The organism is Streptomyces sp. URMC 123 (assembly GCF_051386515.1).
Lineage (GTDB): Bacteria > Actinomycetota > Actinomycetes > Streptomycetales > Streptomycetaceae > Streptomyces.
Map to the genome: position 1 here is coordinate 1 of NZ_JBPQTV010000184.1, position 12,649 is coordinate 12,649.

15 protein-coding genes are annotated in these 12,649 nt (G+C 73.7%); 9 read left to right on the top strand and 6 right to left on the bottom strand.

Annotation, left to right across the window (positions count from 1 at the left end):
• Window positions 1-841 (top strand): ABC transporter permease (locus ACSNOD_RS20350; protein WP_436768417.1); only part of this gene is annotated, 841 nt, incomplete at its 5' end.
• Between the two features lie 70 nt (window positions 842-911).
• Entirely contained in the window at window positions 912-1,646 is a 735-nt protein-coding gene (locus tag ACSNOD_RS20355) for a glyoxalase (protein ID WP_436768418.1), read from the top strand.
• Window positions 1,647-1,733: 87 nt separating this feature from the next.
• Here the strand turns inward: ACSNOD_RS20355 and ACSNOD_RS20360 are convergent, their stop codons facing one another.
• Window positions 1,734-2,012, bottom strand: coding sequence for a hypothetical protein (locus ACSNOD_RS20360; RefSeq protein WP_436768419.1), 279 nt, complete (start codon window positions 2,010-2,012; stop codon window positions 1,734-1,736).
• Between the two features lie 183 nt (window positions 2,013-2,195).
• On the opposite strand from ACSNOD_RS20360, the gene ACSNOD_RS20365 reads away from it, so the two are divergent.
• The gene (locus tag ACSNOD_RS20365; protein WP_436768420.1) at window positions 2,196-2,921 is read left to right on the top strand and encodes a GNAT family N-acetyltransferase; all 726 of its coding nucleotides are present in this window, start codon (window positions 2,196-2,198) and stop codon (window positions 2,919-2,921) included.
• A gap of 72 nt (window positions 2,922-2,993) precedes the next feature.
• Here the strand turns inward: ACSNOD_RS20365 and ACSNOD_RS20370 are convergent, their stop codons facing one another.
• The gene (locus ACSNOD_RS20370; RefSeq protein ID WP_436768421.1) at window positions 2,994-3,656 is read right to left on the bottom strand and encodes a TetR/AcrR family transcriptional regulator; all 663 of its coding nucleotides are present in this window, start codon (window positions 3,654-3,656) and stop codon (window positions 2,994-2,996) included.
• Between the two features lie 47 nt (window positions 3,657-3,703).
• Here ACSNOD_RS20370 and ACSNOD_RS20375 point away from each other — a divergent pair, with 47 nt between their 5' ends.
• The 3 genes from ACSNOD_RS20375 (at window position 3,704) to mihF (ending at window position 6,359) form a co-directional block, all read left to right on the top strand.
• Window positions 3,704-5,416: an FAD-dependent monooxygenase gene (locus ACSNOD_RS20375; protein WP_436768422.1), complete on the top strand. Its 1,713-nt coding sequence runs from the start codon at window positions 3,704-3,706 to the stop codon at window positions 5,414-5,416.
• Window positions 5,417-5,464: 48 nt separating this feature from the next.
• Window positions 5,465-5,869 (top strand): ACT domain-containing protein, encoded by a 405-nt coding sequence (locus ACSNOD_RS20380; RefSeq protein ID WP_436768423.1) that lies wholly within the window; start codon window positions 5,465-5,467, stop codon window positions 5,867-5,869.
• A gap of 178 nt (window positions 5,870-6,047) precedes the next feature.
• Window positions 6,048-6,359, top strand: coding sequence for an integration host factor, actinobacterial type (gene mihF, locus ACSNOD_RS20385; RefSeq protein WP_436768424.1), 312 nt, complete (start codon window positions 6,048-6,050; stop codon window positions 6,357-6,359).
• A 215-nt stretch (window positions 6,360-6,574) separates the two neighbouring features.
• Here mihF and ACSNOD_RS20390 read toward each other — a convergent pair whose 3' ends face one another.
• Entirely contained in the window at window positions 6,575-7,861 is a 1,287-nt protein-coding gene (locus tag ACSNOD_RS20390; protein ID WP_436768425.1) for a Dyp-type peroxidase, read from the bottom strand.
• A 366-nt stretch (window positions 7,862-8,227) separates the two neighbouring features.
• Between ACSNOD_RS20390 and ACSNOD_RS20395 the strand changes: the two genes are divergently transcribed.
• Window positions 8,228-9,544, top strand: a complete 1,317-nt coding sequence (locus tag ACSNOD_RS20395; protein ID WP_436768426.1) for a cation diffusion facilitator family transporter — start codon at window positions 8,228-8,230, stop codon at window positions 9,542-9,544.
• Between the two features lie 99 nt (window positions 9,545-9,643).
• On the opposite strand, the gene ACSNOD_RS20400 is transcribed toward ACSNOD_RS20395, so the two are convergent.
• Complete coding sequence (locus tag ACSNOD_RS20400) at window positions 9,644-10,234, bottom strand: DinB family protein (RefSeq protein ID WP_436768427.1); 591 nt, start codon at window positions 10,232-10,234, stop codon at window positions 9,644-9,646.
• A gap of 87 nt (window positions 10,235-10,321) precedes the next feature.
• Entirely contained in the window at window positions 10,322-11,047 is a 726-nt protein-coding gene (locus tag ACSNOD_RS20405) for a Mut7-C RNAse domain-containing protein (protein WP_436768428.1), read from the bottom strand.
• A 251-nt stretch (window positions 11,048-11,298) separates the two neighbouring features.
• On the opposite strand from ACSNOD_RS20405, the gene ACSNOD_RS20410 reads away from it, so the two are divergent.
• Window positions 11,299-11,433, top strand: a complete 135-nt coding sequence (locus tag ACSNOD_RS20410) for an SCO1431 family membrane protein (RefSeq protein WP_436768429.1) — start codon at window positions 11,299-11,301, stop codon at window positions 11,431-11,433.
• A 19-nt stretch (window positions 11,434-11,452) separates the two neighbouring features.
• Here ACSNOD_RS20410 and ACSNOD_RS20415 read toward each other — a convergent pair whose 3' ends face one another.
• Entirely contained in the window at window positions 11,453-11,728 is a 276-nt protein-coding gene (locus ACSNOD_RS20415; protein ID WP_436768430.1) for an SCO5918 family protein, read from the bottom strand.
• Window positions 11,729-12,031: 303 nt separating this feature from the next.
• On the opposite strand from ACSNOD_RS20415, the gene ACSNOD_RS20420 reads away from it, so the two are divergent.
• Window positions 12,032-12,235: a cold-shock protein gene (locus ACSNOD_RS20420; RefSeq protein ID WP_436768431.1), complete on the top strand. Its 204-nt coding sequence runs from the start codon at window positions 12,032-12,034 to the stop codon at window positions 12,233-12,235.
• Window positions 12,236-12,649: the final 414 nt, after the last annotated feature.

Consider the following 12,649-nt stretch of genomic DNA (forward strand, 5'->3'; position numbering starts at 1 on the left):
GTCATGCGGCCCTCCTTGCCCGGCGCCGGCCCCCGCCGGGGGCGGCGGCCTGCGCGCCGAGCTGCGCGCCGTTCACGGACTCGTCCTGCGCGACTGGCTGCGCCTGGTCGCCGACCCCACGAACACGGTGCTCCTCCTCCTGCAACCGCTGCTGTTCCTCCTCGCCTTCGGCGGCGGTCTCTCCGCACTCGTCCCCAACTCCGCCGTCGGCGGCCAGTACCGCGCCTTCCTCTACCCCGGCATCCTGCTCATGGCCGTCCAGGCACCGGCCGTCAGCGTCGGCATCCGCCTGATCACCGACCGGCACAGCGGCATCGTCCGGGAGATCCTCGTCGCCCCGGCCCGCCGCTCGACCCTGCTGTGCGGGATCTGCCTCGGCGGCTGCGTCACGGCCACGGCCCAGGGCGCCGTCCTGCTCGCCCTCGCCCCCGCCGGCGGGCTGCCCTACCGGCCCCTGCCGCTCCTCGGCCTCCTCGCGCACCTGTCCCTCGCCGCCCTCGCACTCACCGCGCTCGCTCTCGCCCTGGCCGTGCGCACCCGGCGGCCGGAGACCTTCACCACCGTCCTGGCCCTGACCGGCGCCCCCCTCCTCTTCGGCTCCGGCGCCCTCGTCCCGCTCTCCGCCCTCCCCGCCTGGGTCACGGCCACGGCCGCCCTCAACCCCCTCGCCTACGCCGCCGACGCCCTGCGCCGCACCGCCGACCCCTCCGCTCCCGCCGGCGTCCACTGGGGCGCGTGGCAGCCGCCGCCGGCCCTGGAGGCGGCGGTCCTCCTGCTGACCGCGGTCACCGCCCTCCTGTGGGCCGCCCGCCGTTTCACGCGGACCGAGAGCACCGTGTAGCGCCGGTCGTTCATGTGCGGATTTCGCCCAGGGGTGCGAGCATCGCTCAGCCACCTGGAAGGAGAAGGACGTGAGTGAGCCCGCGGTCCGGCCGAACGAGACGACGGTGCCGATGATGCCGTGCGCGTCGATGGAGGAAACCCTGGCGTTCTACGAGGCGTTGGGGTTCGAGGTCATCCACCAACAGAGCAGGCCCTATGTGTCCCTGATACTCCAGTGGAGCGGATTCCGGTTGAGCTTCGGCCCGGCGCCCAAGGGCCTGGACCCGGCCCGGGAGGAGTCCGGGTGCTGCCTGGTCATGGTCGACGCCGTGGCGCCGTATCACGCGGTGTTCGTCGCGGCGATGGAGCGGGCCTACGGGAAGGTGCTCAGCTCCGGCCTTCCGCGGATCACCCGTTACCGGCCCGGCGCGTCCCGGTTCACGCTGGTCGATCCGTCCGGCAATTCGATCGTGTTCATCCAGCGCGACGAGCCCCTCGAACTGGAATACGGCGGCTCGAAGAAGCTGACGGGCCTGGCCAAGGCGCTCGACAACGCCCGTATCCTGCGCGAGTTCAAGAACGATGACCTGCAGGCCTTCCGCGCGCTCAAGTCCGCGTTGCGCAGGCACGGCACGGATGCCTCGGTGGCCGAGCGGGCCATCGCGCTGTGCCAGCTCATCGACTTGGCCACGGCCCTCGACGAGCCCACCGACCCCTGGCTCGCCGATCTGCGGGGCCTGGAGCTCACCACCGACGACAGGCAGCGCGTCGAGTCGGAACTGGGGCATCTCGACGGGCTCCAGGAGTGGCTCCCCCGAAGCTGAAGCGGTTCCTTCCGCCGGGGGCGGAGGGGGGAGAGGGGGGAAGAAGGCCGGTGCGGCGGCGGCACCGGCCAATCCACTGACCGAGACCTAGCGGCCGACCTCCCAGGCGAACGGCGGGAGTTCGGCCGCCCGGTGGTAGACGTCCGCGGCCCGCGGCAGCAGCGCGGCCAGCGGGTGCAGTCGCGTGCCGGCCACGCTCGCGAGCGTCCGCGCGCTGTGGTGGAGACACCCGATGAGCTCGCGCCCCTCGGCGTCGATGACGGTGACCGTTTCGGCCGGCCCCTCGCACGGCGTCGTGTCCCGCGCGTGCGCCGCGGCGCACCGCCCGACCCGTACCGTTCCCCGGCCCTTGATGTGTCCGTTCATGTGCGCGTCCCCCTCGGTGCCGTTGTCCGGCGGAAGAGATGCCCGTCCGACCGGCGGCTATCCGGGCCTTGGCACACTCATGGGCGACATCTGGCCGGTTCGTTGCGCACGGCCCGGGGGGACCGCCCGGCGGAGCCGGGAAAACCGTTAGACCACGGTCGCCGGCTCCGGCAGCCTCGTGACATGACGACGCGCTCGTGGCCCCTCTACGGCCTGCGGATCACCACGCCCCGCCTGGAACTGTGCCTGCCCGGCCCGGATCTCCTGGACGACCTGGCGGTGCTGGCGGCGGACGGCGTCCACGACCCCGACAGCATGCCGTTCATCGTCCCCTGGAGCGCGGCGTCCCCGGAGGAGCGGGCGCGGTCGACGTTCCAGCACGTGCTCGGCACGGTCGCTCAGTGGCGGCCCGAACGGTGGACGCTCAGCCTGGCGGTGTCCCTCAAACCCCTCGGGTCCCCCGGGTCACTCGGGTCCGTTGGTTCCCCCGGGGTGGGCGAGGTCGTCGGTCGGCAGGACCTGACCGCGGTCGACTTCGCCGTGACCCGGGAGGCGGAGACCGGCTCCTGGCTGGGCCTGCGCCACCAGGGCCGCGGCATCGGCACGGAGATGCGGGCGGCCGTGCTGCACCTGGCGTTCGAGGGTCTGGGCGCCCGCTCCGTCACGTCGGCGGCCATGCTCGACAACGTCCGCTCCCTCGGGGTGTCGCGCCGCCTCGGCTACCGCCCCGACGGGACGACGGTGGCCTCCGTGGCCGGCCGGCGGCGGACGTTCCAGCGGCTGCGGCTGGAGCGCGCCGCATGGGAGAAGCACCGTACGGTGCCGGTGCGCGTACGGGGGCTCGACGCGTGCCGGTGGTTCTTCCTCGGCCCGCGCGCAGGTCACGCGGCCGAGCCGGCCCCCGTATGACCTCCGCCTGACCCGCGCGTGGGGCGCGGACCGCCCGCGTCCGCCGGGCGCGCGCCCCCGGCGGGGGCCGGCTCAGGGATACAGCGCGCGTTCCAGCGCGTCGAACGCCCGGTGCACCAGCGCCCGGTAGTCGTCGGCCACGTCGTCCGCCCGCTCGCCGGCCAGCAGTCGGCGGGCCGCGGTGACGTAGACCGCGCGCATCGCGGCCACGACGAGGGCCGCGGCCAGGCGCGGGTCGTACGGCGACGCCTGGCGTACGCCATCGGGCGCCTCCTCCGCCGCGCTCTCCGCGAGCACCCGCTCCAGCGCGCTCTCCAGCTCCTCGACCCCCTCGCGGGCCCGCGCCCGCAGCGCGGGCGAGTCGAGCACGATCCGCCAGAAGGGCGGGAAGTCGTCGTCGAGCGCCATCAGCGGATGGTGCTCGTCCAGCAGCCGCAGCAGCAGCCGGCGCAGGGCGGCGAGCGCGGTCTCGTCCGGTCGCCGGTCCCGCACGGCCCCCGTGACCAGCTCGACGGCCTCGGGAATGCGGTCGAGGAACAGGTCCTCCTTGCGCGGGAAGTGGTTGAACACCGTCATCGTCGAGACGTTCGCCGCCGCGGCGACCTCCGCGACGGTCACCTGGTCGAAGCCGCGCGTGATGAACAGCATGGTCGCCTCGTCGGAGATCCGCTGCCGGGTCTCGCGCTTCTTGCGCTCCCGCAGGCCGAGCCTTTTGTCCTCTTCTGCCTCTCCCATGACCAAAACTATACTCACCACAAAGTTTTAGTGACTACAGTGAAATCATGATCGAGAACGATGTGGACGTGGTCGTGGCCGGAGCGGGCCCCGTCGGCCTGATGCTCGCCTGCGAACTCCGGCTGGGCGGTGCGCGGGTGGCCGTCCTGGAACGGCTCACCGAGGTGGACCCCACCATCAAGGCGGGCGCGATCAACGTGCCCAGCTCCGTGGCCTTCTACCGGCGGGGGATGCTGCCGGCCATGGCGGAGGCGCAGCGGCGCACGCTGGAGCGGTTCGGTGCCTTCGCGGCGAAGCGGCCGGAATCCGCCGCCGCGTCCCTCGTGGCGTCCGGTGACGCCGCTCCGGCGGGGAGCGGCGCGCGCAGCTCACCGATCCCCGGTGCCGCGCGCCGGGCGGACGCCCCCAAGAAGTTCGTCGGCCACTTCGCCGGCATCATGCTCGCCGCCGACCTGGTGGACACCGCCGGACCCGGCTTCGAGGACGCCGGCCCCGCGGCCGACACCATCCTCGTGCCCCAGCAGGACATCGAACGCGTGCTGGGCGAACGGGCGGCGGAGCTCGGCGTCGACCTGCGCCGGGGCGTCGAACTCACCGGTTTCGACGCGGACGCCGACGGCGTCACGGTGCACACCGCACCCGTGGCCGGCGGGGCGCCCGGGGCGATCCGCGCCGGCTGGCTCGTCGGCTGCGACGGCGGCCGCAGCACCGTCCGCAAGCTCGCCGGCTTCGACTTCCCCGGCACCGCCCCCGAGATCACCGGCCGGCAGGCAATCGTGGACATGACCGGCGCGGAGGCGCTGGGCACCGGCTGGAACCGCACGGACACCGGAATCTACGCGCACGGCCCGATCCCCGGCCGCATCCTCACCGTGGAGTTCGACGGCCCTCCGGCCGACCGCACCGCGCCCGTCACCCCCGAGGAGGTACAAGGCAGCCTGCGCCGCGTCACGGGCGTGGACGTCACCGTCCACGCCGTGCACACCGCGACCCGCTTCACCGACAACGCCCGCCAGGTCGGCGACTACCGCAGGGGCAGGGTGCTGCTGGCGGGCGACGCGGCCCACGTCCACTCGCCCTTCGGCGGCCAGGGGCTGAACCTGGGCATCGGCGACGCGATGAACCTCGGCTGGAAGCTCGCCGCCGTCGTGCGCGGCTGGGCGCCCGAGGGGCTGCTGGACACGTACACCGCGGAGCGGCACCCCATCGGCGCATGGGTACTGGAGTGGACCCGGGCGCAGATCGCGCTGATGCGCCCCGACGCGCACGCCCGCGCCCTGCGCGCGGTCGTCGCCGACCTCGCCGGGACGGTCACCGGCACGACGTACTTCGCCCGCAAGATCTCCGGTGTCTGGCAGCGCTACGACCTGCCCGGCGACCACCCCGCGGTCGGCGCGAGCGCGCCGGACCTCGTGTTCGCCGACGGCACCCGGCTCGCGGACCTCCTCCACGGCGGCCGCGGTCTCCTGCTCGACCTCTCCGACGACGCCCGGCTGAGGGCCCACGCGGCCGGCTACGGCGACCGGGTGGACGTCGTCACGGCGGCGTGCCCCGACCGGCCCGAGCTGGCCGCCCTCCTCGTCCGCCCGGACGGCTTCGTCGCCTGGGCGGCGGACACGGGCCGTACGGGGTCGGCCGCTGCGGGCGCGGCTGCCACGGGATCGGCCGCCGCGGAGCCCGCGTCGATGCCGGGGGCCGGGCTGGCCGACTCCCTGTGCCGGTGGTTCGGGGCCCCCGTGGCCGCCCGGGCCGCCGGCTGACGAAACGGCCCTCCGGCCGGCCGGGGCGCGCTGCGTAGGGTGAGGATCATGACAGGCGAACGAGACCTCACCACGCTGCTCACCAGCGCGCGCCCCCGGCTCAACCCGGGTGGTTACGTCTTCACCACCGTGCCGGACGGGACCGTACCCACGGGGGTGCGGCCCGTCGTGACCGTCACGGAGGACGAGGGGCTCACCCTCGTCGTACCACGGGAGCAGGCCGACGCCGCGGGCCTGCCGTACGACTATGTCGCCGGCTGGATCACCTTGCGCGTGCACTCCGCGCTGGACGCGGTGGGCCTCACGGCCGCCGTCGCCCGCGTCCTCGCGGACGCGGGCCTGAGCTGCAATGTCGTGGCCGGCTTCCACCACGACCACCTCTTCGTCCCCCTGGAGCGCGCCGCCGAGGCGGTCGCGCTGCTCGACGCGCTGGCCACCGCCCACGGCGCCTGAACCCGCCGGGCGGCGGCGCCCGAGCCCGCCGGGCCATGGTGCTTGAACCCGGCGGGCGGCCGCGCCCGAGCGCGCCGCGCCACCGTGGCCTCCTCCTCGGGTCACTCCATCAGCGGATGCTCAGGGTGACGTTGCCGCCAAGGCTGCGTTATGCGGGCACAACCACCGAGGAGGAACCGTGCCCCTGCCCCCCATGACCCCCGAGCAGCGAGCCGCCGCGCTGAAGAAGGCGGCGGAAGCCCGCGAGGCGCGAACCAAGCTGTTGGACACCATCCGCAGCGGCAAGAAGAAGATCGCGGAGGTGCTGCACAAAGCCAAGGAGGACCCGATCATCGGCAAGACGAAGGTCGTCCAGCTCCTGCGCGCCGTGCCCGGCGTGGGGCCGGCGAAGGCCGCCGCGATGATGGACGAGATCGGCATCGACGCCAACCGGCGCGCGGCGGGGCTCGGGGAGCGCCAGCGCGCCGACCTGATCCAGGCCGTCGGCTGAGCCCGACGACGTCCGAACAGCGGCCGCGGCGAGCCCTCGCCGCGGGCCGCCCGCACGAGACGGCCCCCGGGGCCCAAGCCCTCGCGGGGCCGCACTCGGCCGGCTGATCCGGCTCGGCGGCGGCGCGTCCGGGCGTCCGGACCCCGACCCGCGACACCACGCCCGGGTCAGCGCGCCCGCGCCTGGGGCAACGTGCCCGCGGCGGCGCGCCCGGGTCAGCGCGCCCGCATCAGCCCGGACCCGTACCAGTCGTCGGGGCCCTCCACCCCCGGCAGCACGAAGAAGTAGCCGCCCCCGAACGGGGTGATGTACGGGGTCATCGGCTCGTTGACGAGCCGCTTCTGCACGGTCTCGAACTGCCGTACCACGTCCTGCTGGTAGCAGACGAAGATCAGCCCGAGGTCGAGTCCGCCGTTGTCGCGGAACCCGTTGTCGTAGCTGTAACTGCGCCGCAGGATGCGGGAGTCGTCCGTGGCGGGCGTCCGGGGGTTGGCGAGGCGGATGTGCGCGTTCAGCGGGATGAGCTCGCCCTCGGGGTCCCGGCGGTAGTCGGGCGTGTCGGTCTCGTGCTCACCGTCCAGCGGCGCCCCGGTGGTCTTGAACCGGCCGATCATCTTCTCCTGGCGGTTGACTGGCACCTTGTCCCAGGGCTCCACCTGGATCTTGATGGTGCGGATCACCTGGTAGCAGCCGCCGGCGGCCCACTCGGGCTCGTCCGAGTCGGGCGTCACCCACACCAGCTGGTCCATCTCCCGCACGGAGGTCCGGTCGGGGTTGGAGATGCCGTCCTTGAAACCGACGAAGGTACGCGGCGACCCCACGGGCCGCGGCGGGTTGATGAACCCCTCGGCGCGCCAGCGGACCTTGAGCGCGCCGTCGGTCGCCTTCGCCAGATCGCGCACGACATGCACCACCGCGTCGCGGTACTCCGCGCAGATCTGCAGCGACAGGTCGCCGTGGCACCACTCCGGCTCCAGCTTGTCGTGCGGGAACGCGCGCATCGGGCGCAGCCGCCGCGGCTTGTGCCGCTCCAGCCCGAACCGGCCGTCGAAGAGCGAGGCACCCACCCCGAGCGTGACGGTGAGGCGGTCGGCGGGGCCCGGGATGGCGGCGACGTCCGGGTTCGGCGGGGTGATGCCGGCCGTGAGGTCGCGCGAGCGCGAGGTGAGCTCCTTGAACAGGTCCTCCAGCCCCTTGCGGTCCTCGGTGAGGACCTCGAACGCCAGGAAGGCCGCGAAGTGTTGCTGCGGTGTCAGCACCCCGGCCTGGTGGGGCCCGTGGAACTCGATGTGGCTCGGGCCGTCACCGCCGCCGTGCCGGCCCGGCCGGGACGCCGTCCCGCCGGGCCCGGGGCGCTCGGCGGCCCACGCCGGGGAGGCGCCGGCGCCGACCCCGGCCGCCGCCGCGCCGACGGCGCCGATCGCGCCCTTGAGAAAACCACGGCGCCCGGCACCTTCCTGCTCCTCGCCCGCCGACACGGCGCCGCGCTCACATCCCGTCATCCCGCTGTTCCTCCTTGATGCTTCGTCCCTGTCGAGATCTTCCGCTTCGGATCGGCGGCTATCGGGTCGGCGCCGTACGTCACCTCCCTGGCGTAGTGATTTCATCTGATCCATCGGACCGGTCGGTGTGCCGCACCGGGGAGCGGGGCGCCGGGCGCGTCGGGTGATGCGGGTGGGGCGGGGAGAGCGGGCCCCCGCACGGCCCTTCGCGACGCGTCGCCGAGCCCGCTCACGAGGCGTTGCGGAGCCCGTTCACGAGGCGTTCCCGCACCCGCCCACCGATGGCAGATGCGAGGGCATCGCACCTGGTCGGAGGCCGTATGACGGCCATAGCCGCAAGGCGTTCCGCGTGCCACCGTAGGACGCATGGAGAGGCATGAGCACGTCCACGCCCAGCGCCCCGTCCGTCCCGACGACCACCCCGTGACGCCCCTCGACGCCCACCCGACGCCCGGCCCCGGCGACCGCTCCCGGGAGCCCTCCGGGGAGCACTCGGAAGGGCGCCCGGCGGCCCGGGCCGAGGGCCCCTCCGCCGCCCATGGGGGAGGGCCGCCACCGGGCCACCGGCACGCCGGCCCCCGCCACCGCCTGGCCCATCTGCTCACCCCTCACACGCACGAGCCCTCGCAGCGCGTCGACACGGCGCTGGAGTCCTCGGCCCAGGGCATGCGGGCGCTGTGGATCTCGCTCGCCGTGCTCGGGGCGACCGCCGCCGCGCAGGCGGTGGTCGCCCTCTGGTCCGGGTCGGTGGCCCTGCTCGGCGACACCGTGCACAACGCCGCCGACGCGCTCACCGCCGTGCCGATCGGCATCGCGTTCGTCCTCGGCCGCCGCGCCGCCACCCGCGCCTTCACCTACGGCTACGGGCGCGCCGAGGACCTGGCCGGCATCGTCGTCGTGGTCACGATCGCGGCCTCGGCGGCCTTCGCCGGCTGGGCGGCCGTCGACCGGCTGGTGCACCCGCGCGAGGTCGACCACCTCCCGGCCGTCGCCGCCGCCGCGCTGGCCGGATTCCTCGGCAACGAGTGGGCCGCCCGCCACCGCATCCGCGTCGGCCGACGCATCGGCTCCGCGGCGCTGGTCGCCGACGGCCTGCACGCCCGCACCGACGGCTTCACCTCGCTGGCCGTGCTGATCGGCGCGGGCGGTTCCGCGCTCGGCCTCCACCTGGCCGACCCCGTCGTGGGCCTCGCGATCACCGCCGCGATGGTGCTGGTGCTGCGCGACGCCGCCCGCGAGGTCTTCCGCCGGGTGATGGACGCGGTCGACCCGGCCGTGGTCGAAACGGCGGAACGCGCGCTGCTCGCGGTGCCCGGAGTGCGGGGGGTGGCCGAGCTGCGGCTGCGCTGGATCGGCCACCGCATGCGAGCGGAGGTCGCGGTGATCGTCGACGCCGGGCTGACCCTGCGCGCGGCCCACGCGGTGGCGGTGGCCGCGGAACAGGCCCTGCTCGCCGAGATCCCCCGCCTGACCGCCGCCCTCGTCCACGCTGGCCCGCCCCCCGCGCAGGACCCGGCCCAGGACGCCGCCCAGGACGCGGCCCAGGGCGTTGTCCAGGACGGCGCCCGGGAGTCGGCCCGGGACGCCGTTCGGGAACCGGCCCCCGCCGCGGACCCGGCCGGCTCCCCGGCGGCGAACCTCACCCCCACACCGCCCGACGGAAACCGTCTCGCCCAGACCTGACGCGCTCGGACAGTTCCGGCGGCCCGGCGGCCCCGGCCCGGCGGCGGGGAAGCGGGAGGGGCAGCCGCGCGCGGCGGCGGGGGAGGGCCGGCCGCCGGGTCAGCCGCGATCGGCCTCCCGCGCCACGCGCTCCAGGCGGCCCCGGTACTCCTCCCACCACGCCGCGTCCTGTGACGGCAGGTTGTCGTTGCCGCTGAGCAGGCCCGCCGTCCCGTCGATGAGTTCCCGGACGATGTCGGCGTGACCGGCGTGCCGGTCGGTCTCGGCTATCACATGCACCAGGACCTGATGCAGCGTCACATCGCGACTGGCCTCCCCCCACCACGGCACACGGCCGGGCGCGTCCAGCGCCAGGGCGTCGATCGTGGCGTCCGAGTGGCGCCAGGCCCGGCGGTACAGCTCGACGATGTCCTCCCGCGATTCGTCGGCCGTGGCCCACATGTCCGCGTTGGGCTCGGCGCCCTCCTCGAACCACGGCAGCGGCTCGGCGGAGGGGCGCCCGAACACCCCGCCGAAGTACCCCAGCTCCATACTGGCGACGTGTTTGACCAGGCCCAGCAGATTGGTTCCGGTCGGTGTCAGCGGGCGGCGGACGTCGTACTCCGAGAGCCCGTCGAGCTTCCACAGCAGGGCCTCGCGCCCGGTCTGCAGATAGCGCCGAAGGGTGGCTTTGGCTTGTGACTCGATCATGCGAAGAGTCTCGCACCCGGCACTGACAAAGGCCGCCGGCAAAGCGGAGTTGTACGCTCCACAGCCGCGGCAGACGCGGCCGACGGCTCACCCGGCGATGCCGCGCACCGCGTCCTCGACGATCGCCTCCAGGCGTGCGTGGTGGGCCCCGCGCCAGTACACGCGCTCGCACGCCGTGCACCGCGCGAACACGTCGTACGTGCGCCGGGTGCCGCTCTCCAGGACCTCGGCGACCGTGTCCTTGTCGGCGTCCTCGAGCGGGCCGTTGCACGCGGTGCACCGCGTCCAGGGCGCGAGGTCGGGCGCGAACCGGCCGAGCACGTCGCGCACCTGCTCGTCGGGCCGGTCGCTGTAGACGAACGCGCCCGCCCAGATCTCCCGGCGCCGCAGCAGCCCGCGGTCCCGGGAGAGCAGCACGCGCCGCTCCGCCGCCGACAGGGCGGCCAGGGCCGAGTCCCCGATGTCCTCGTTCTCGTACGCCGCGTCGACACCGAGCAGCCGCAGCCGCCGGGCGAGCGTGCCCAGGTGGACGTCGAGCAGGAACCGCAGCGGCGCGCCCGGCACCCGCTGGGGGCGTACGACGGCCCGCACCTCGACGTGCGCGCCCGCCGCCGGCACATGGGACGGCGCCGTCTCCCGCCCGTCGACGACCAGGCGGCCGACCTCCGTGAGCGGCACGCCGAGCGATTCGACGACATGGCCCAGCGACGAGGTGCCGTCCGTGATCACGGGCGCGGGGCCGCCGCGCATCTCGGGGGCGACGAACAGCCGCAGCTCGGGCGCGACATCGACGTGGATCTCCGGTCTTCTCACGTCTCCAGAATGGCATTCGGGGGCCCCGGCGATCTCGCCGGGAAGGGCCTTGTCGATCATCACCCTCGCGTGCGGGTGGCGAGAATCACCGTCGGACATGTCCGGATCGGGACCTTGGGCCCTGGAGGGGCGGACGGCTCGGCCGCAGCCTGTGAGGGAATATCGGGGCGCCCCTTCCCCAACGGAGCGCCTCACGTCCCCTGCGGAGTGCCTCACGCAGCGGATTCCCCACGGCAAGGCGAGGACCTCAGATGACCGCGATGACGGCGGCCGCCGCACGGACCGGCGGACCCCAGGACGACAGCCCCCAGCTGCTGGAGCACATCCTCGGCTGGACGCTCGTCGTCGTCCTCGCCATGTTCGTCACCCAGACCGGCCTGATCTGACCCCGGGAGCCTCGTGGGCTCAGAAGCGGAACGTCTCCGGCTCCGTGGGCGGGGCCGGGGTGGGCGCGGGGTGGCAGGTGAAACCGAGCTTCGTCAGCGCCCTGACCACCTCGCCGGAGGTGAAGTCGCGCCGGTCCTGGCCGGTCACCACCGCGCCGATTTGCCGGACCGGATAGTTGTTCCGCCCGATACGGGCGAATTCCTCGGCGATCGGTTCCGGCTTGACTCCGTGCATCGCCTGTTCCACCTCGCTCGCGGTCAGGTGGAAGGGGTAGCCGGCGATGATGCAGCGCATGGGGCCTCGACAAGTGCTGAGGAGTGAGTCGGGTACGGCCAGCCTCCCATACGCGACCGCGCACGGGAAGGACATGTGACCGCGAGAAAATCCCCCATGTCTCCGGGTTCCGTGCTATGGTCGATTTCAGTTGCAGTTGTGGTACCCATGAACTCGTGTGCACCTGGCGGATGTGATCGTTCAGGTGCATTTTTGTTTGACCGGTCTCACCGGATGGGGTCATCGCGGCGACGCGAAATCCGCGGAACACCTCGCGGAAATCCCGGCACTGCCCCGGCAATGCCCCCTACAAAGGAGATCGAAATGGCTGTTGGCATCGTGAAGTGGTTCAACGCGGAAAAGGGCTTCGGCTTCATTCAGCAGGAGGGTGGCGGCCCGGACGTGTTCGCCCACTACTCCAACATCGCCACCCAGGGCTTCCGTGAGCTCCAGGAGGGTCAGCACGTGACCTTCGACGTCACGCAGGGCCAGAAGGGCCCGCAGGCGGAGAACATCGTCCCGGCCTGATCCGTCCGGAACCGCCGGGCCCGCGCCTCGGAGTCTGCTGAAGCAGGCTCCCACGGTGCGGGCCCGCGCCGCTGTCGGCGGCCTTCGGAGTGTCGTGCCCCGGTCCGTTCGACGGCCGGGGCACAGCGACAGGCTCCGAAACGGGGCCGAGCCCACGGATCGCCTCCCGCTTTTTCCGCCGGGAGAATCCGCGCCCCACGTCTTTTGGCCCCACATCTTTTGAAAGATTCACCCTCGGCCCGTTCCATGGACCCGCGCGGTGCAGCACCGCGAAGCCGGTTCGGCGCGCGCCGTCCCACAGGAAGGCCGCGTACTTGCACCGCCGCACCAGCACCTCGTCCCCCCGTAACGGCGCGTCGACCCCCCGTACGGGAGCGTCGGCCGCCCGCGCGGGCGCCTCGAACCCCCGCACCC

Coding starts and splice junctions, on each gene's coding strand:
- ACSNOD_RS20395 (WP_436768426.1), top strand. CDS start 8,228: ATGGAGAGGCATGAGCACGTCCACGCCCAGCGCCCCGTCCGTCCCGAC.
- ACSNOD_RS20380 (WP_436768423.1), top strand. CDS start 5,465: ATGACAGGCGAACGAGACCTCACCACGCTGCTCACCAGCGCGCGCCCC.
- ACSNOD_RS20415 (WP_436768430.1), bottom strand. CDS start 11,728: ATGCGCTGCATCATCGCCGGCTACCCCTTCCACCTGACCGCGAGCGAG.
- ACSNOD_RS20410 (WP_436768429.1), top strand. CDS start 11,299: ATGACCGCGATGACGGCGGCCGCCGCACGGACCGGCGGACCCCAGGAC.
- ACSNOD_RS20360 (WP_436768419.1), bottom strand. CDS start 2,012: ATGAACGGACACATCAAGGGCCGGGGAACGGTACGGGTCGGGCGGTGC.
- ACSNOD_RS20370 (WP_436768421.1), bottom strand. CDS start 3,656: ATGGGAGAGGCAGAAGAGGACAAAAGGCTCGGCCTGCGGGAGCGCAAG.
- ACSNOD_RS20420 (WP_436768431.1), top strand. CDS start 12,032: ATGGCTGTTGGCATCGTGAAGTGGTTCAACGCGGAAAAGGGCTTCGGC.
- ACSNOD_RS20365 (WP_436768420.1), top strand. CDS start 2,196: ATGACGACGCGCTCGTGGCCCCTCTACGGCCTGCGGATCACCACGCCC.
- ACSNOD_RS20375 (WP_436768422.1), top strand. CDS start 3,704: ATGATCGAGAACGATGTGGACGTGGTCGTGGCCGGAGCGGGCCCCGTC.
- ACSNOD_RS20390 (WP_436768425.1), bottom strand. CDS start 7,861: ATGACGGGATGTGAGCGCGGCGCCGTGTCGGCGGGCGAGGAGCAGGAA.
- ACSNOD_RS20400 (WP_436768427.1), bottom strand. CDS start 10,234: ATGATCGAGTCACAAGCCAAAGCCACCCTTCGGCGCTATCTGCAGACC.